This is a genomic window from Kitasatospora sp. CB02891 (assembly GCF_002803145.1).
GTDB lineage: Bacteria > Actinomycetota > Actinomycetes > Streptomycetales > Streptomycetaceae > Kitasatospora > Kitasatospora griseola.
Map to the genome: position 1 here is coordinate 15,811 of NZ_NNBO01000018.1, position 18,503 is coordinate 34,313.

11 protein-coding genes are annotated in these 18,503 nt (G+C 71.3%); 5 read left to right on the plus strand and 6 right to left on the minus strand.

Translation table 11 applies throughout. The features are described 5' to 3' along the window. Nucleotides 1–7: 7 nt before the first annotated feature. Complete coding sequence (locus CG736_RS30650; protein ID WP_198520668.1) at nt 8–1,591, plus strand: MBL fold metallo-hydrolase; 1,584 nt, start codon at nt 8–10, stop codon at nt 1,589–1,591. Nucleotides 1,592–1,692: 101 nt separating this feature from the next. On the opposite strand, the gene CG736_RS30655 is transcribed toward CG736_RS30650, so the two are convergent. Continuing rightward, on the minus strand, nt 1,693–3,270 hold the full coding sequence (locus CG736_RS30655) for a TauD/TfdA family dioxygenase (RefSeq protein ID WP_100589404.1): 1,578 nt from the start codon (nt 3,268–3,270) through the stop codon (nt 1,693–1,695). Nucleotides 3,271–3,409: 139 nt separating this feature from the next. Between CG736_RS30655 and CG736_RS36660 the strand changes: the two genes are divergently transcribed. Continuing rightward, nucleotides 3,410–4,090 (plus strand): SMI1/KNR4 family protein, encoded by a 681-nt coding sequence (locus tag CG736_RS36660; protein ID WP_157815803.1) that lies wholly within the window; start codon nt 3,410–3,412, stop codon nt 4,088–4,090. A 7-nt stretch (nt 4,091–4,097) separates the two neighbouring features. On the opposite strand, the gene CG736_RS30665 is transcribed toward CG736_RS36660, so the two are convergent. Then, nucleotides 4,098–5,180: an alanine--glyoxylate aminotransferase family protein gene (locus CG736_RS30665; RefSeq protein ID WP_100589405.1), complete on the minus strand. Its 1,083-nt coding sequence runs from the start codon at nt 5,178–5,180 to the stop codon at nt 4,098–4,100. A 117-nt stretch (nt 5,181–5,297) separates the two neighbouring features. Here CG736_RS30665 and CG736_RS30670 point away from each other — a divergent pair, with 117 nt between their 5' ends. After that, nucleotides 5,298–6,383, plus strand: a complete 1,086-nt coding sequence (locus CG736_RS30670) for an amidohydrolase family protein (RefSeq protein ID WP_100589406.1) — start codon at nt 5,298–5,300, stop codon at nt 6,381–6,383. 76 nt (nt 6,384–6,459) lie between these two features. Here CG736_RS30670 and CG736_RS30675 read toward each other — a convergent pair whose 3' ends face one another. Further along, nucleotides 6,460–6,738, minus strand: coding sequence for a hypothetical protein (locus CG736_RS30675; protein ID WP_100589407.1), 279 nt, complete (start codon nt 6,736–6,738; stop codon nt 6,460–6,462). Nucleotides 6,739–6,782: 44 nt separating this feature from the next. Continuing rightward, nucleotides 6,783–7,985: an IS110 family transposase gene (locus CG736_RS30680; RefSeq protein ID WP_100589408.1), complete on the minus strand. Its 1,203-nt coding sequence runs from the start codon at nt 7,983–7,985 to the stop codon at nt 6,783–6,785. A 586-nt stretch (nt 7,986–8,571) separates the two neighbouring features. Here CG736_RS30680 and CG736_RS30685 point away from each other — a divergent pair. Then, nucleotides 8,572–9,249, plus strand: coding sequence for a uracil-DNA glycosylase (locus CG736_RS30685; RefSeq protein WP_100589409.1), 678 nt, complete (start codon nt 8,572–8,574; stop codon nt 9,247–9,249). Between the two features lie 52 nt (nt 9,250–9,301). Here CG736_RS30685 and CG736_RS30690 read toward each other — a convergent pair whose 3' ends face one another. Beyond that, nucleotides 9,302–11,077 (minus strand): non-ribosomal peptide synthetase, encoded by a 1,776-nt coding sequence (locus CG736_RS30690; protein WP_100589410.1) that lies wholly within the window; start codon nt 11,075–11,077, stop codon nt 9,302–9,304. Nucleotides 11,078–11,174: 97 nt separating this feature from the next. Next, nucleotides 11,175–11,387 (minus strand): MbtH family protein, encoded by a 213-nt coding sequence (locus CG736_RS30695; protein ID WP_100589411.1) that lies wholly within the window; start codon nt 11,385–11,387, stop codon nt 11,175–11,177. Between the two features lie 648 nt (nt 11,388–12,035). Between CG736_RS30695 and CG736_RS30700 the strand changes: the two genes are divergently transcribed. Next, entirely contained in the window at nt 12,036–18,449 is a 6,414-nt protein-coding gene (locus CG736_RS30700) for a non-ribosomal peptide synthetase (RefSeq protein ID WP_100589412.1), read from the plus strand. Nucleotides 18,450–18,503 lie beyond the last annotated feature (54 nt).

Sequence of the window (18,503 nt, forward strand, 5' to 3'; positions counted from 1 at the left end):
ATCACTGATGGAAGAACAGCTGAAGTACCTGCGTTCCCGGACCATCGTCGAGCCGCTGGTGGACCGGTTCTACGCCTGGCTCTACACCGTCGCGCCGGTGCAGGCGGCGATGAACCTGGCGTTCCGGCAGGTTCCGCTGCTGGAGTCGTACCTGCAGTCGCCGCAGGTCCACATCGCGGCGAGCAGCAACCCCGAGCTGCGCGGCGGTTACTACGTCAACATCCCGGAGGAGCGCGTCGAGGAGGTGCGCGAGCTGCTCGCCACCATCAAGCGCGACCGCGCCGACATGCTCCGCTTCGCCGAGGCGATCGCCGAGGGCCAGGAGCTGCTGCGCGCCAACGCCACCGGCTTCGACCTGACCCCGCTCTACCCGCAGCTGCCCGCCGAGCTCGGCGGCATCGTCGAACTCGCCTACGACACCGACAACCAGGCCGCGGTCCGGTTCATGGAGCCGCTCGCCTACCTGAGCCCGGCCTACACCGAGGCCCGGCAGTCCGTGCAGCTCTCCCTGGAGCCGGACACCGAGCGCCCGTTCATCCTCAGCACCCCGCGCCTCACCGACCCGAACGTGCTCGATCTCCCGATCCCGTTCAACCACCCGGGCCTGACCGAGCTGTTCAAGTCCCGCGTGCACGGCGCCACCCTCGGCCACCTGCGCGCCGCCCTCGGCCTCGACGACGCCCGGGCCGAGCAGCTGCTCGGCCTGCTGGCCGACGAACCGAGCCTGTCGACGGACCGTCACATCGGCGAGGGCGGCCGGATCCGCTACTTCGGCCACGCCTGCCTGGTGCTGCAGACCCCCGAGGGCGCCGTCGTCACCGACCCCTTCATCTCCGCGGACAACTCGCAGGGCGACCGCTACACCCTCGACGACCTCCCGGACTTCATCGACCTGGTGCTGATCACCCACGGCCACCAGGACCACATCGTGCTGGAGACACTGCTTCAGCTGCGCGGCCGGGTCGGCGCCATCGTCGTTCCGCGCCCCTCCCGCGGCAACCTGGCCGACCCGTCGATGGCCCTGGTACTGCGCCACCTCGGCTTCGAGGTCATCGAGGTCGACGACTTCGACGAGGTGCCGTTCCCCGGCGGCAAGGTCACCGCGACCCCGTTCCTCGGCGAACACTGCGACCTGGACATCCGCAGCAAGTCGACCTACTGGGTGGAACTGGCGGGCCGCAGGATCTTCGTCGGCGCCGACTCCTCCGGCATCGAGCCGAAGCTCTACCGCTACATCCGCAACCACCTGGGCAGGGCCGACATCGCCTTCGTCGGCATGGAGTGCGACGGCGCGCCGCTGACCTGGCTGTACCAGGCGCTGCTGACCAAGCCGGTCACCAAGAAGATGAGCAACTCCCGCAAGCTGTCCGGCTCCGACGCCAAGCAGGCCGGCGACATCCTCACCGAGCTCGGCGTCGAGGAGGCCTACGTCTACGCGATGGGCGAGGAGCCGTGGCTGGGCCACGTCATGGCCACCACGTACAACGAGGACACCTACCAGATCAAGCAGATCGAGGAGTTCCTGGAGTGGTGCCGCGGCCGCGGCATCAAGGCCGGCCACCTCTACGGTCAGCAGGAGTGGCGCTGGTAGCAGCGACGGGGCGGTGTCCGTCCGGCAGCGCGGCGACGTGCGCGGCGCCGGGACGCGGCGGACACCGCCCGGGACTGCGGGCAGCAGCGGGCCGAGCCGGCTCAGCTCATCAACTCCAGCAGCAGCGGCCGGAATTCGGCGAACGTCGGGGCACCGGCCGACGGGTCCTTCGCGGCCTCGTCCCAGCGGCGGACGGCCACCGCGTCCGCGGCGAACGGGCCGGCGGCGAACTCCTCGGCCTCGGCGGAGGTCATCGGGCCGCCCTGGAGGCCGAGGGTGTGGACGGAGGCGGGGGAGAGCTTGGCGAAGTAGTCCGGTTCGGCGGTGCACAGGTAGCGCTTGGCGGGGACGTGCAGGCGGACGGGTTCGGTGACAGCGGGCGGGAAGCAGCGGGAGAGCCAGACGGCGGCGGTCGCGCCGTGGCGGTTGTCGGCGCCGGCCATCAACTCCAGGCCGCTGCCGTGGAAGTGGCCGATGTCGTGGAGCAGGGCGGCGGCCACCAGTGCGGGCGGGGCGTCGGCGGCGCGGGCCAACCGGCCTGCCTGGAGCATGTGTTCGGCCATGGTGACGGCCTCGCCGAGGTACTCGCCGGCGCCCTCGCCGGCGAACAGGGCCTCCAGTTCGTCGAGCGCGGCGACGTTGCGGCGCAGCACGGAGAGGGTGGAGGAGAGCGAGTCGAGGTCGGCGTAGCAGCCCTGGAGGTGGCGGCCGCCGGCCTGCTCGAAGGCGGTGCGGGCGTGCAGCAGACGGGTGTTGTCGAAGATCAGGCAGTCGCCGGGGCCGAGTCGGAACTCCAGTCGGAGCTCGGGTCGGAGGGTGATCCCGGCGAAGCGGCGGTAGGCGGCGTAGAAGGCGTCGAGTTCGGCGCCGTGGAGCGTGCGCAGGGTGTCGATGGAGCGGTTGTTGAAGCGGATCTCGCGGATCGCGCCGCGCGGGTCGAGCCCGATCATCGGCATTTCGGCGGCCAGGTCGGCGGTGCGGTCGCGGTAGCGGAACGGCACGGGGGTGCGGGCGAGCAGCGCGAACGCCTCCGGGTCCTCCTCGCGGAGCAGCGCGGCCGCGCGGAAGCCGTCGACCAGGCCGGAGTCGCCGCCGGCGGCCTCGTTGCGCAGGCAGTGCAGCAGTTGGAGGGTGGGGACGGGGTCGCGGTACGGATTGTCGGTGTGCGGGGCGATGGCGGCGTCGGTGAAGGCGAAGTTCACCGCGTCGGGCTCCACCCGGACGTCGAACAGCTCGCCGTAGTTGGTGTCCCGGACGTAGCCGAAACTCCGTGCCACGGCGAGGACTTGGCGCTCCTCGACGGGGACGCCGCGGAGCACCGCGAAGCCGGACCGGCGGACGGCGGAGAGGACGGCGATCTTCTCCTCCGGGTCGGCCAGGTAGCTCGACCAGTCGGCCTCGGGCAGGCCGCGGGCGAAGTCGGCGGCCTCCCACAGTCGCTTGCCGTGCTCGGTGCGGTGGTCGCCGTCCTGATCGGCGGCGTCCCAGCCGGTCGGGTAGAACGAGCGGTGGCCGTCGGACCACAGCACGCTCAGCCCGGCCCCGTCCTCGGTGGCCTCGGCGGCGGTGAGGTCGTCCGGCAGGTCGCCGATCCGGAACCGCTTCTGCCCGCTGCGCGGGTTGCGGCACTCGGCGCACGGGCAGTTGTCGCGCAGCCAGTAGGGGTGGGGGACGGACATGGGAGCAGCCTCCGGTTGTACAGACAACTTGGCGTGGCTGCTCAGCCAAATACCCGTTCGCGTACACCGGTTGCCCGGCCGGTGAACGGTCGGCCACCGGCAGCCGAACCCTGTCCGTGGCGGGCGCTAGCGTGCAGTCATGACGCTCGACCTCGTCCGCGACCTGCCCGCCGCCCTCGCCGACCGCGCCGCCGCCTGGCGGCTGATCGCCGACATCGCGGCCTTCTGGGGAGCCCCGCTGCTGCCCGGCGGCGGCTGCACCGACGCCGAACTCGACGCCGCCGAAGCCCGGCTGGGCCTGAAACTGCCCGCCGCGCTGCGCGAGGCGTACCGGCTGATCGGCAACCGCCCCGACCTGACCGGCAACCAGGACACCCTGCTGCCGCCGGACCGCTTCTACGTCGACCAGGGCTGCCTGGTCTACCGCGTGGAGAACCAGTCCTGCGCCTACTGGGGCATACCGCTCGCCGCCCTCGACCGGGCGGACCCGCCGACCGTGGCCTGGCCGGATGTCGCGCCGTCCGTCCAGCTGGATATCACCCCGTGGACGGCGAGCTTCTCCGCCGAATGCCTGGGCATCCTGCTGACCGAGCCGCTGCTCGACGACAGCGCCCACGTGGACGGCGGCGGGGTCGACCCGGCCGATCTGACCGGCTGGACCGAACTGCCGCGCGTCCACGCACCCGGGGTGGACACCCGCTACTTCGCCCGCCCGGACGCCCTGCTGGCGCTCCTGGGAGGCGCCTGGCTGGCCGTCCGGGCCGTGGACGAGGAAGCGCTGGACGCCGTGTGCGAAGCACTTCCGGCGCTCGACAATTGACGGAGCGTCAGATCGCCCGCTCCCAGGCCTCGGTGGCCGCCGTGACCGCAGCCGCGGCCGGGACGCCGGTGGCCTGGGCGAGCGCCTCCAGGGCGGCGACGACCGTCTCGGCGGTGGCCGCCGGGCCGTAGTGGTTGAGGCGCAGCATGGTGGAGGCGAGTGCGCCGCCGCCGGCCTGGATCGGCAACTGCGGGGCGTGGCGGCGGAGTTCGGCGGCGAGTTCGGTCGCGTCCAGGCCCTCGGCGGTGCGCAGCGTGGTGGCGACCGGGGCGGCGTGCTCGGCGAGCCGGACGAACGGGGCGACGGTGCCGAGGGCGGTGGCGCCCGCACGGGTGGCGGCGGCCGCGGCGCGGTGCCGGGCGATCACCGCGTCGAGGGTCTCGGCGGTGATCGCGTCCAGGCAGGCGTCCAGCGCGAGCATCTCCAACTGGGCGGGGGCGTGCGGCAGTTGGGTGCGGCCGGCGTCGGTCCAGCGGGCCTTCCAGTCGAGCAGCGAGAGGTAGGAGCGGCGCGGCGCGGCCGGGTTGGCCTCGATCCGCTGCCAGGCGCGCTCGCTGACCGAGACGGCCGAGACGCCGGCCGGGCCGCCCATCGCCTTCTGGCCGCCGATCACGCACAGGTCGATGCCCCAGGCGTCGGTCAGCAGCGGTTCGGCGGCCACCGAGGCCACCGCGTCCAGCATCAGCAGCGCGCCGTGCTCGCGCACCACGGCGGCGATCTCGGCGACCGGGTTGGTGTTGCCGGTGGCGGCCTCGGCGTGCACCAGCGACACGAAGTCGATCTCCGGGTCGGCACGCAGCGCGTCCGCGACCTGCTCGGCGGTGACCGCGGCGTCGAACGGCGCGGCCAGGTCGACCACCTTGGCGCCCGCGTCGCGCAGCCAGCCGCCGAAGGTCTGGCCGTACGGGCCGGTGACGACGTTCAGCGCGGTCGAACCCGGGTGCGCCGCGCCCTTGATCGCCGCCTCCAGCGGCAGCAGCGCCTCGCCCTGGGTGACGATCACGTCGGCCTGGGTGTGCAGCAGCGCCGCCACCTTGTCCTCGATCGCGGCGAACTGGGCGGCGGTCATCGGCGGGAGGTCGAGCAGCATGCGGGGAGGCCTTTCGGGCAGCGGAGGATTTCGCCGGGGCGACGAAGGGGTCGCCGTCGAACAGTCTGCCGCAGATCGCCCCGTGCGCCCGCACAGGTGCCGAGTACAGTGCCAGGCATGACAGACGGTGGGGTGCTGCACATCAAGGGCCGGGTACTGGTCGGACCGGAGGACGTCCGGGACGAACTCTGGGCGGTGGACGGCCGGGTGACCTTCGCGCGGCCCGCCGCCGAACCCGCCGCCACCCTCACCGGCTGGGCACTGCCCGGCCTGGTGGACGCCCATTGCCACGTCGGACTCGACGCGCACGGCGCCGTCGATAGGGCCACCAGCGAGAAGCAGGCCCTCACCGACCGGGACGCCGGCACCCTGCTGATCCGCGACGCCGGCTCCGCCGCCGACACCCGGTGGATCGACGACCGCGCCGACCTGCCGAAGATCATCCGGGCCGGGCGGCACATCGCCCGCACCCGCCGCTACATCCGCAACTACGCGCACGAGATCGAGCCCGGCGACCTCGCCGCGTACGTCACCGCCGAGGCCCGGCGCGGCGACGGCTGGGTCAAGCTGGTCGGCGACTGGATCGACCGCGGCGTCGGCGACCTCGCCGCCTGCTGGCCCGGCGACGCGCTCACCGAGGCGATCGCCGCCGCGCACGCCGAGGGCGCCCGGGTCACCGCGCACTGCTTCGCCACCGAATCGCTGCCCGACCTGCTGGCCGCCGGCATCGACTGCATCGAGCACGCCACCGGCCTCACCGAGGAGCTGATCCCCGCCTTCGTCGAACGCGGCGTGGCGATCGTCCCCACCTTGGTCAACATCGCCACCTTCCCGACCCTCGCGGACGGCGGCGAGTCCAAGTTCCCGCAGTGGTCCGCGCACATGCGCCGCCTGCACGAGAACCGCTACGCGACGGTGGGCGCGGCCCACGACGCCGGCATCCCGATCTACGTCGGCACCGACGCGGGCGGCTCGCTCGCCCACGGCCTGGTCGGCGAGGAGGCGCTCGAACTCACCAAGGCCGGCCTGAGCCCCACCGAGGCCCTCGCCGCCGCCACCTGGTCCGCCCGCGAGTGGCTCGGCCGCCCGGGCCTCACCGAGGGCGCCCCCGCCGACCTGGTGGTCTACGACGCCGACCCGCGCGCCGACCTGCGAGTGCTGGGCGCGCCGAGGCACGTCGTGCTCAACGGCGCGGTGGTGTGAGCGGGGCGGACGACGGAGGAGCAGGCGCTCGCCCGGGGGGGCCTATGTGTTCGGTCAAGCGGTTCGAGGTTGTTCCTCAGCTCTCGGTGGCTGGCTCAGGACCGGTGTAGGTGTAGATCCAACCGGCTCGGACGTCGGTGGAGCGGACCGCTTCGTAGGCATGCCGACTCGGGCCGGCTGGCCCGCCGGATGCGCGTATGACGGCGGGCGGCCTCCCGTCCTCACCGAGAAGCACGATCTTGGTCCGGCCGTCGAACGGGCCGCCGACGACCTTGATGCCGATGGTGTTGTTGACCACCTCGCCAGCGAGCCAGCGGTCGATGGTCCTCATGTGCTCGGAGTTGTCGGTGCTCATGGGCAGAGCGGATCACGGCTGCTGCCGGTGAACAAGAGGCGGCATCACGTCGCGGCCGCGGGCCGGGATTCGTAGAGGGTGCCGTTTCGGAGCATGGCGAACAGGACGTCGGTCCGGCGTCTGGCCAGGCAGAGGAGTGCCTGGGTGTGGCGCTTGCCCTGGCCGATCTTCTTGTCGTAGTAGGCGCGGGAGGCCGGGTCGCCGAGCGAGGCGAACGCGGCCAGAAAGAAGGCCCGTTTCAGCTGCTTGTTGCCCCGTCGGGAGGGTTGCTCGCCGCGTATGGAGGATCCGGAACTGCGGGTCGCCGGGGCGAGGCCGGCGTAGGACGCGAGGTGGGCAGCGGTCGGGAACGCGCTCGCGTCGCCGACGTCGATCAGGACGCGGGCACCGGTCCGGGTCCCGATGCCGGGCATGGAGGTCAGGATCTGCGACAGCGGATGCTCGTCCAGCAGTTCCTGGATCCGCTTCTCCAGGAGTCTGCGCTGATCGAGGACGGCCCGCAGCGAGCCGGCCAGGCTCGGCACGATCAGCGCGGCCGCCTCGGTGCCCGGGACGATGACGGTCTGCTCGTCGAGCGCAACCAGGATGTCCTCGACGAGACGCTCGAACATGCGCGGGGCCAAGGGCCGGGCGACGCCGAGCAGGCGGCGACGTCCGGCCTCGCGCAGGGCGGTCGGTGAGCCGAACCGCTCCAGCAGGGCCAGCACCGCCGGGTGGTCGATCCTGGGCCCCAGCACGCGCTCCAGGTGCGGATGGATCTGGGTGAGCAATCCGCGCAGGCGGTTGGCGATGCGGGTCGCCTCGCCGGCCAGGTCGTCGTCGAAGCCGACGATCATCTCCAGCTCGGCGATGGTCTCGTCGGTGAGCTCGATGCCGCGCAGAGTGTGCGGCATGGTGCGGGCGGCGTCCGCGATGACGAAGGCGTCGCGTGCGTCGGTCTTGGCCTCGCCGGGGTAGAGGTCGGCGATGCGGCGCATCGTCAGACCGGGCAGGTAGGCGACGCGGCAGCCGGCGTCCCGGGCGACCGCCAAGGGCAGGGCGCCGATGGAGGCCGGCTGGTCGACGACGACCAGGACAGTGCCGTGCTTGGCGGTGAGCTTGTCGAGCATGGCCCGCATCTTGGGCTCGCTGTTCGGCAGCCGCTTGTCGAAGACCCGCTTGCCCGCCCGAGTCAGGGCGGTTCCGTGGTGCTCGCCCTTGCCGACGTCCAGGCCGAGGAAGACGTCCACGTCGCCGGTGTCGATCACGCTGTTCCCTTACGAGGTCGTGCTGTCCCGGCCTCGTTGGCGTGGCACCAGTCGCCGGCATCCACGTTACGAAGAGCCTCCCAGCGAGCCTGGTGGTCCTGCCCCTATCAGCGGTCTACCGGTGCCTCCGGCCCGGTGACACCACCCCCCGGATCATGCGAACTACAGGGGGGAACAGTCATGCCGAGCCGGAGGCCGGGAGCCCCGTTGCGGGGCCACGAAGAAGGTAACGGGGGAGACGCTGCCCGCCGAAGTCCGCGACCAGGTGGACGAAGAGCTGCGGCCGGGCCGGAACGTCCGCGCGATCAGGACGGGGACACCGCGCACGACCGGTTCGTGGAACCGCTCGCGATCGGGGAGACCCGGGACCACCCGCTGGAGACGGTGCACCGGAGCACCGCCACCCGCCGCCTCGGCTCGGACGAACGCGTCGACGGACGGCCGCGCATCGCGGTGGCGGCAGCGCGCCGGGCGGCCGGGCGCCCTTCCGCTTCGCGAGCCGCCGTACGTCCGACGACGGCGCCTTGCGGCGGGTGCGTCCGACCTCGTGAACTGGCGTTGTCGGTGCGGCCGATAGGCTTCCGTCATGGCTGCTCGACCCTTGCACGAAATCGTTGAACCCGGCTGGGCCCAGGCCCTCGCACCGGTCGCCGGACAGGTCGCCGCGATGGGCGACTTCCTGCGCGCCGAGATCGCCGCCGGCCGCACCTACCTGCCGCCGGGGCCGCAGGTGCTACGGGCCTTCCAGCAGCCGTTCGCGGACGTCCGGGTGCTGATCGTCGGGCAGGACCCGTACCCGACGCCGGGCCACGCCGTCGGCCTGAGCTTCTCGGTCGGCGCGGACGTGCGGCCGATACCGCCGAGCCTGGTCAACATCTACCGGGAGTACAGCAGCGACCTCGGCTTCCCGCCGCCGTCCAACGGCGATCTGACGCCGTGGGCGAACCAGGGCGTCCTGCTGCTCAACCGGGCCCTCACCACCCAGACCCGCAAGACCAACGGCCACCGCGGCAAGGGCTGGGAGGCTGTCACCGAGCAGGCCATCAAGGCCCTCGCCGCCCGCGGCGGCCCGCTCGTCGCCATCCTCTGGGGCCGCGACGCCCGCGAACTGCGCCCGTGGCTCGGCCAGGTCCCCAGCATCGAATCGCCGCACCCCAGCCCCTACTCCGCCGACAGCGGCTTCTTCGGCTCCCGCCCGTTCAGCCGCGCCAACGACCTGCTGGTCCGTCAGGACGGCCGACCCGTCGACTGGCGGCTGCCCTGACGGAGCGTCGACGCGGGAGGGGCGGGCCCGCTGCGACCCGCCCCCGGAGCGGTTACCGGAGCGCCGTGATCGCCGCGCAGTAGCCCCGGAAGTCCGGGTGCTCGAAGACGGCGCTGACCGGGGCGGCGGCGGTGAGCTGCTTGCGCACCTTCAGGGTCATCCGGGTCGCCTTGAGCGAGTCGCCGCCGAGGGTGAAGAAGTCGTCGTCCGCGGCGACGTCGGTCAGGTGCAGCACCTGGCACCAGATGTCGCGGAGCAGATCGACCCGCGGGTCACCGCTCCCCTGCGGCGGCGTGACCGCCACGGCCTCCGCTCCGCCGTCCGCGAGCGCGGCGAGCAGCGTCTTTCGGTCGGCCTTGCCGGTGGGGCCGGAGGGGATGCCCGGCACCGTGCTGAGCCTGGGCAGCATGTGCGCGGGGAGGGTGTCCTTCAGGTACTGCTGGACCTCGGCTTCGGAGGTTCCCCCGGCCAGTACGACGAAGGCGCGCAGGACCGGCTCGGAGCCGGTCCGGTCCAGGGCCGCCGCTGCGTCGAAGACCCCGTGGCACTGCCGCAGGACGGCCTCCAGCTCGCCCAGTTCGACCCGGTAGCCCCTGATCTTCACCTGGTCGTCGGTGCGGCCGAAGAACTCCAGGGTGCCGGCCGCGGTGCGCCGGGCGCGGTCGCCGGTGCGGTAGATCCGCACCGCCTCCGACTGCCCGGGAGGGGTGAAGGAGACGAACCGGTCGGCCTGCTGCTCGGGCGCGTTCAGGTAGCCGCGGGCGACCTGGACGCCGGACACACAGATCTCGCCGGTCTCCCCGGCCGGCACCGGCCGGAGCCCGTCGTCGAGCAGGAAGACCGGGCAGTTCGGGAACTCGGCGCCGATGGTGGGCAGGTTGTCGGCCCTGACGTCGGCGAAGGTCACGGCGACGGTGCACTCGGTGGGGCCGTAGAGGTTGAACACCGCGACGCCCTCCAGGCCCTGGAGCGCGGCCCACAGTGAGCTGTCGGTGCTCTCGCCGCCGACGATCAGCACCCGGAGGGACCGCAGGGCATCGGCGTGGCCGGCCATCAGCAGTGCCCTGATCTGGGTGGGCGTCGCGTCCAGCAGCTCGATCCGATGCTCCGTCAGGAAGGCTGCCATGCGGTCGGGATCGCGCCGGACCGAGGGGCTGACGAAGTACAGGGTCCGACCGAAAGCGATATGGACCAGATCGGACACCGCGGAGTCGGTGATCAACGGATTGTTGACGCATATCCGCCGAACGGGCCGGTCCAGCGGACCGTAGAGGGCCGCCTCGTAGTTGGCCGTCATTTCGGCCAGGTTGCCGTGCTCGACCAGAACGCCCTTCGGCCGACCCGTGGAACCAGAGGTGTAGATGATGTAGGCGAGGTCATTCGGTGCTGGTGTGACTGGTGTTTCGAACCGCTCCGGAGCAGCCTGCACGGGCGCACCGGTGTCGTCCAGTTCGACGATCCGGACGCCGGGCTGATCGACGGCCGTCCCCTTCGCCACGATCAGCACCTGCGCCCGGCAGTCGTCGAGCACGTAGCGGAGGCGGTCGGAGGGCACCTGGAGATCGAGCGGGATGTAGGCGCCGCCCGCGCTCCAGACGCCGAGCATGGCGACCGGCACCCCGGCACTTGGTGCGAGACATGACACAACGGACTGCTCGGGGCCGATCCCGAGGCTCCGCAGCACCTCCGAGAGACGCTCCACCCGATCCGCCAGCTCCGCAAAGGTGAGCGACACCTCCCCGGACACCACGGCGGTCCGGTCCGGCCATGACTCCGCACTCCGTCGGAACTCCGCGAGCACGGAGGACTTGCTGTTTTCCTGAATCACGATTCCCCGCTTCCTCTTCGGTCGATTCCTGCGGGCCCGACCGCAGCCGACTCCCGTGGAGCCCGACCGGACATTCCACGAAATGCGATGCCTGCTGCTACCGGACCCGTCCGGATTCGGCGAGAGTGCGCGGACGCATGTCGATCCAGTTCTCCCTGACGTATTCGAGACAGATGGCCCGGGTTTCGTTCTCGACGACCACTTCCCAGCCGTCCGGAATCCCGGTTCCCTGCGGCCACAGCGAATACTGCTGCTCCTCGTTCATGAGCACCAGGTAACGGGCCGAATCATCCTCGAACGGGTTTGGCATTTCGAATCTTCCTTTCAGGGTGACGCCGGCCGGACACGGCGGGGTCTGCTCGGGAGAGAAATGCGGCCGACGGGGGCGGGCGGGTCGGAGGCGTTCGCGATGTGACCGAGGACACCCGCTCGCCGGCCGGGCCGCCGGGCCGGAAGCCGCACGTCACGGCCTGCCGGCACCCGCTCCTCCCCGAAGCTCCCCCTTTCGACCACAAGGCGCGTGTATCCGACAAAATCGGGCAGCTCTTTGTTCGGTCCAGAGGCCGACCGGCACTGTGGCACAGCACCGGGACGGTCGGCAACCATCGAAAATAAACCGCTTGACACGCCGCCGTTCCGACGATCCGAGCAACTTCGATCAACTGTTGACATCAACCCGCCAAGTTGGCAAGCTAACCGCTCGCTGATCTTCCTCGCCGACCCGGCGCCTCCCTCCCGGAGGTGCGGTCGACTTGACGGAATCTTGGCAAATATTTGACCCCGTAGGGGGTTGCTGCACCGGGGGGTGATCGCGGCACATGCGCATGTGAATTACTCGTGCGCGAATTCATCTCTCCATTGTTCTGGAGCCTTCGTACGGCTGTGCGGGAGGTCCGGCGGCGCATCGCGCCGTGGGCGGGCCCCTGCTGGTTCGTCCTGTCCGTGAAAGGGAGCATCAGTGTCTTCGTCCCACCCGCAGGACGCGCCGGACCCGACCGTGTGGAACGCGACCGAGGCCGACTGCCCCGACGCGTGCGTGCATGAGCTGTTCGAGGCGCAGGCGCGGCGCACCCCCGGGGCGACGGCGCTGCTCTTCGCCGACGACGAGGTCAGCTACGCCCAACTGGACGCCCGCGCCGACGAGATGGCGCGACGGCTGGTGCGCCGCGGAGTGCGCCCCGGTGCGGTCGTCGGCGTCCATCTGGAGCGCAGCCCCGACATGGTGGTCGCCCTCCTCGGCGTCCTCAAGGCCGGGGGCGCGTACCTGATGCTCGACCCCGCCTTTCCGGCAGGCCGGCTGGCGACCGTCGTCCGCGAGGCGTCCGTCGAACTGGTCGTCACCGGGCTCGGGCCGGCCGAGTGGTTCGACTGGCCGGGCGTCACCTTCCTTGAGATGTCGGCCACTTCGGAGTCCGAGCCGGCTCCCGAGACGGCCACCGCGGTGGTCGGCGTCGAGCCCGACGACCTCGCCTGCGTGATGTTCACCTCGGGATCCACGGGCACGCCCAAGGGCGTGGCCACCTCGCACCGGGCGATCGTCGGCTTCTTCCACGACCGGGAGTTCACCCGGTTCGGCCCGGACGCGGTGGTCCTCCAGTGCTCCCCCGTCTCCTGGGACGTGTTCGCGCTGGAACTGTTCGGCCCACTGCTGGCCGGCGGCGCCTGTGTGCTCCAGGCGGGCCAGATCCCCGAGCCGGCGGAGATGGCGGCGCTGTCCGTCCGGCACCGGGTGACCACCACGTACATGTCGTCGAGCCTCTTCAACTTCATGGTCGACGAGCACCCGGAGGCGTTCGACACCGTCCGGCTGGCCTTCACCGGCGGCGAACCCGTCTCACCCGCCTACGTCCGCCGAGCCCTCCGCGAGTTCCCGGAGCTCCGCGTCGTCAACGGCTACTCGCCGCTCGAGTGCACGATCCTGTCGGTCTGTCAGACCGTGCGCGCCGAGCACGGCGAAGCCCGGACCGTGCCGATCGGCCGCCCGATGGCGAACATGCGGGTGTACGTGCTGGACGGTGGGCTGCGGTTGGTCCCGCCGGGTGTGGTGGGGGAGTTGTACGTGGCGGGGGCGGGGTTGGCGCGCGGGTACGCGGGTCGGCCTGATCTGACGGCGGAGCGGTTCGTGGCGGATCCGTTCGGTGGTTCGGGGGAGCGGATGTATCGCACGGGTGATCTGGTGCGGTGGAACACGCGTGGTGAGCTGGAGTTCGTCGGTCGTGTCGACCATCAGGTGAAGGTGCGGGGGTTCCGGGTCGAGCCGGGCGAGATCCAGGCGGTTCTGGAGCTCGATCCGACGGTTCGTCATGTCGCGGTGGTGGTGCGGGAGGACCGGCCTGGTGACAAGCGGCTGGTGGCGTACGTGGTTCCCCACTCGGGTGCGGCGGTGGACGTCGCGGGGCTGCGGGCGCTGGTCAGCGGGAAGCTGCCGGACTACATGGTTCCGTCGTTCTTCGTGCTGCTGGACCGGCTCCCGGTCACGCCGAACGGAAAGCTGGACCGAGGGGCGTTGCCGGCGCCGGACACCGCGTTGACGACGGAGGGGCGTGCTCCCCGGACTCCCGCCGAGCGTGCGCTGCATGCGCTGTTCAGCGAGGTGCTGGGAGTGTCGGGTGTCGGGATCGACGACAACTTCTTCCACCTGGGCGGCCATTCGCTGCTGGCGATGCGCCTGATCAGCCGGATGCGCTCGACCCTCGGCGCCGATCTGGGCATTCGCGACCTGTTCCGGGCGCCGACGATCGCCGGAATCGCGGAGACGCTCGCTGCGGCCGGCGGGCCTGCCAGGGAGGTGGGCACGCTCGCGCCCGTCGCCCGGACGGCGCACCCTGTTCCGTCGTTCGCGCAGCAGCGGCTCTGGTTCCTCACCCAGCTCGAAGGACCCAGCTCCACCTACAACATCCCCATCTCCCTCCGTCTGACCGGCGCGGTGGACGCGGACGCTCTCCAGGCCGCGCTCGCCGACGTCACCCAGCGCCACGAGACCCTGCGCACCGTCTTCCCGTCCGTCGACGGCCTGCCCTACCAGCACGTTCTCGACAACGAGCACGCGCGGCCCACTCTCCGCCGCATCGCCTGCGTGCCGGAGGAGCTGGAGCGCAGCCTCACTGACGCAGCTGCGGACACCATCGACGTCACGACCGAACCGCCGTTGCGTGCTTCGCTGTTCATCACCGGCCCGGATCAGCACACTCTGCTGCTGGTGCTGCATCACATCGCCGGTGACGGCTGGTCGATGCGTCCGCTGATGGACGATCTCGCGACCGCCTACGCGGCGCGCGTTCGCGCGAGTGCCCCGGACTGGGCGCCGTTGCCGGTGCAGTACATCGACTACAGCGTCTGGCAGCGCGAGACCCTCGGCGACGAGAACGACCCCAGCAGCCTCCTCGCCCGGCAGGTCGAGCACTGGGTCACCACCCTCGCGGGCATCCCGCAGGAGCTCGAACTCCCCACCGACCGGCCCCGCCCCGCGATCGCCGGCTACCGAGGCGCGGAGGTGACCCTCACCACCACCCCCGACCTCCACCGGCGGCTGCTCGCGCTGGCCCGCGCCCACGACAGCACGCTGTTCATGGTCCTGCAGGCGGCGGTCGCCGTTCTCCTCACGCTCTCCGGTGCGGGCGAGGACATCCCGATCGGCACCCCGGTCGCCGGCCGCACCCACGAGGACCTCGACGACCTGGTCGGATTCTTCGTCAACACCGTGGTCCTGCGGACCGACACCTCCGGCAACCCGACCTTCGCCGATCTCCTCTCGCGGACCCGCACCGCCGACCTCCAGGCCTACGACCACCAGGACATCCCGTTCGAGCGGCTCGTCGAACTCCTCAACCCCGAACGCTCGTTGGCCCGTCACCCGATCTTCCAGGTCATGGTCGCCCTGCTGGACGCGGGGCTCGCAGTGCCGGAGTTCCAGCTGCCCGGGGTCGAGGCCGAGATCATGGCCCAGAGCATCGACATCGCGAAGTACGACTTCTCCGTGGACTTCGAGGACCTCCGGGACGGGGACCGCGAGCCGGCCGGTCTGCGGATGGTGCTGGAGTACGCGACCGACCTGTTCGAGCACGCCACCGTCCAGGCCATGGCCGAGCGACTGCTCCGCCTCCTGGAGAGCGTGGCCGGCGATCCCACCCGACGCCTCGACCAGCTCGACCTGCTCCTCCCGGAGGAGAGCCGGCGGCTGCTGGTCGACTGGAACGGGCCGAGCACGGCCGAGAAGCCCCTCGACCTCCCGGCGCTCGTCCGGAAGTTCGCGTCGGAGCGCCCGGACGCCGTCGCGGTCTCGGACGCCTCCGGGAACCTGACCTACCGTGAGCTGGCGCGGACCGCGGATCGGATCTCCGGTCGGCTGGCCGCCGCGGGCGTGGGGCCGGACGCCCTGGTCGCCGTGCTCGCGGATCGCGGCCCCTGGTTCGTCGCCCGGGTGATCGGCATCCTGGGCGCGGGGGCGGGATACATGCCGCTCGACCCCGGCACCCCGCTGCCCCGGGCGGCGCAGATGCTGGGTGACGCCGGTGTGCGACACCTGGTGGCCGCTCCCGAACTCGCGGAGAGCGCGGCGGCGATCGCGTGCGCGACCGTGCACGACGTCGTTCTGCCGGACACCGACGTCCCGGCCGACACGGCGTCCTGGACGCCGCCGGACCTCCGCGACACGCCGGACTCGCTCGCCTACGCGGTCTTCACCTCCGGTTCGACCGGGCGGCCCAAGGGCGTGCTCATCCCGCACCGCGGGCTGTCGAACCACCTGGAAGCGGTGATCGAGCTCTACGGTCTCGACGAGAACGACGTCATCGCGTTCAACGCCCCGCTGACCTTCGACGTGTCGATCTGGCAGACCCTCACGCTGCTCGCGGTCGGTGGCCGGGTCCACATCATCGACAACGACACCGCGCGCGACCCGCTGGACCTGCTGGCGAGCGTCGAGAAGCACGGGATCACCGTGCTCCAGATCGTCCCCGTCCTGCTGCGGGCGATCCTGGACGAATGGGACGTGGACGACAGCAGCACGGCCCGCCTCGCCGGGCTGCGCTGGATGCTCGTGCACGGGGAGGCGCTCCCTCCGGACCTGGTCGGTCGGTGGTTCGCGCGGTTCCCGGACACCCCGCTGGTCAACGTCTACGGGCCGGCCGAGTGCTCGGACGACGTGTCGATCTCGGTGATCACCTCGGAGGACTCCCTCAACGGCGCACGTGTCCCCATCGGCAAGCCGCTCGTGAACATGCGGGTGTACGTGCTGGACGGTGGGCTGCGGTTGGTCCCGCCGGGCGTGGTGGGGGAGTTGTACGTGGCGGGGTCGGGGTTGGCGCGCGGGTACGCGGGTCGGCCTGATCTGACGGCGGAGCGGTTCGTGGCGGATCCGTTCGGTGCTGCGGGGGAGCGGATGTATCGCACGGGTGATCTGGTGCGGTGGAACACGCGTGGTGAGCTGGAGTTCGTGGGTCGTGTCGACCATCAGGTGAAGGTGCGGGGGTTCCGGGTCGAGCCGGGCGAGATCCAGGCGGTTCTGGAGCTCGATCCGACGGTTCGTCACGCGGCGGTGGTGGTGCGGGAGGACCGGCCTGGTGACAAGCGGCTGGTGGCGTACGTCGTTCCCCAATCGGGTGAGGTGGACGTCGCGGGGCTGCGGGCGCTGGTCAGCGGGAAGCTGCCGGACTACATGGTTCCGTCGTTCTTCGTGGTGCTGGACCGGCTCCCGGTCACGCCGAACGACAAGCTGGACCGGGCAGCGCTCCCCGCACCCGACACGACGCTGACCACTCCGGGCCGAGCTCCCCGCACCCCCGCCGAGCGTGCGCTGCATGCGCTGTTCAGCGAGGTGCTGGGAGTGTCGGGTGTCGGGATCGACGACAACTTCTTCCACCTGGGCGGTCATTCGCTGCTGGCGATGCGCCTGATCAGCCGGGTTCGCTCGACCCTCGGCGCCGATCTGGGCATTCGCGACCTGTTCCGGGCGCCGACGATCGCGGGGATCGCGGAGACGCTCGCTGCGGCCGGCGGGCCTGCCAGGGAGGTGGGCACGCTCGCGCCCGTCGCCCGGACGGCGCACCCTGTTCCGTCGTTCGCGCAGCAGCGGCTCTGGTTCATCGCCCAGCTCGAAGGGCCGAGTTCCACCTACAACATCCCGGTCTCCGTCCGGCTGACCGGCGTGGTCGACGCGGATGCCCTCGAAGCGGCGCTCGCCGATGTGACGCAGCGCCACGAGACTCTGCGCACGATCTTCCCGTCCGTCGACGGTCTGCCCTACCAGCACGTTCTGGACAACGAACATGCGCGCCCCGTGCTGCGTCGTGTCTCCTGCACGGTCGAGGAGTTGGAGTCCGCGCTGGTCGGCGCCGCGGCGGAGGCGATCGACGTCACGACCGAACCGCCGTTGCGTGCTTCGCTGTTCACCACCGGCCCGGATCGGCACACTCTGCTGCTGGTGCTGCATCACATCGCGGGTGACGGCTGGTCGATGCGTCCGCTGATGGACGATCTCGCGACGGCCTTCGCGGCGCGGACCCGTGGCACTGCCCCGAGTTGGGCGCCGTTGCCGGTGCAGTACATCGACTACAGCGTCTGGCAGCGCGAGACCCTCGGCGACGAGAACGACCCCAGCAGCCTCCTCGCCCGCCAGGTCGAGCACTGGGCCGCCGCTCTCGCGGGTATCCCGCAGGAGCTCGAACTCCCCACCGACCGGCCCCGCCCGCCGATCGCCGGCTACCGCGGCGCGGTGGTCACTCTCACCGCCACTGCCGATCTTCACCGGCGGCTGCTCGCGCTGGCCCGCGCCCACGACAGCACGCTGTTCATGGTCCTGCAGGCGGCGGTCGCCGTTCTCCTCACGCTCTCCGGTGCGGGCGAGGACATCCCGATCGGCACTCCGGTCGCCGGACGGACCGACGAGGACCTCGACGACCTGGTCGGATTCTTCGTCAACACCGTGGTCCTGCGGACCGACACCTCCGGCAACCCGACCTTCGCCGATCTCCTCTCGCGGACCCGCACCGCCGACCTCCAGGCCTACGACCACCAGGACATCCCGTTCGAGCGGCTCGTCGAACTCCTCAACCCCGAACGCTCGTTGGCCCACCATCCGATCTTCCAGGTGATGGTCGCGCTGGAGGGCGGGAGCACCGCCGAGCCGGAGGAGGGAGTCTTCGTGCCCGAGGCGGTGCGGCTGCCGATCGCGAAGTTCGACCTCACGGCGAGCTTCGAGGACCTCCGGGACGGGGACCGCGAGCCGGCCGGTCTGCGGGTGGTGCTGGAGTACGCGACCGACCTGTTCGAGCACGCCACCGTCCAGGCCATGGCCGACCGGCTGCTCCGCCTCCTGGAGAGCGTGGCCACCGACGCAACCCGGCGACTCGACCGACTCGACCTGCTCCCCTGACCGACATCAGAGGCCGTCCGGCCTCGGAAACGCTGGAAAGACAAGAGATCAAGT

What these genes read in the sequence shown, in the direction of transcription:
- CG736_RS30650 (WP_198520668.1), top strand. Translation starts at nt 8, where the DNA reads ATGGAAGAACAGCTGAAGTACCTGCGTTCCCGGACCATCGTCGAGCCG.
- CG736_RS30655 (WP_100589404.1), bottom strand. Translation starts at nt 3,270, where the DNA reads ATGTCCGTCCCCCACCCCTACTGGCTGCGCGACAACTGCCCGTGCGCC.
- CG736_RS36660 (WP_157815803.1), top strand. Translation starts at nt 3,410, where the DNA reads ATGACGCTCGACCTCGTCCGCGACCTGCCCGCCGCCCTCGCCGACCGC.
- CG736_RS30665 (WP_100589405.1), bottom strand. Translation starts at nt 5,180, where the DNA reads ATGCTGCTCGACCTCCCGCCGATGACCGCCGCCCAGTTCGCCGCGATC.
- CG736_RS30670 (WP_100589406.1), top strand. Translation starts at nt 5,298, where the DNA reads ATGACAGACGGTGGGGTGCTGCACATCAAGGGCCGGGTACTGGTCGGA.
- CG736_RS30675 (WP_100589407.1), bottom strand. Translation starts at nt 6,738, where the DNA reads ATGAGCACCGACAACTCCGAGCACATGAGGACCATCGACCGCTGGCTC.
- CG736_RS30685 (WP_100589409.1), top strand. Translation starts at nt 8,572, where the DNA reads ATGGCTGCTCGACCCTTGCACGAAATCGTTGAACCCGGCTGGGCCCAG.
- CG736_RS30695 (WP_100589411.1), bottom strand. Translation starts at nt 11,387, where the DNA reads ATGCCAAACCCGTTCGAGGATGATTCGGCCCGTTACCTGGTGCTCATG.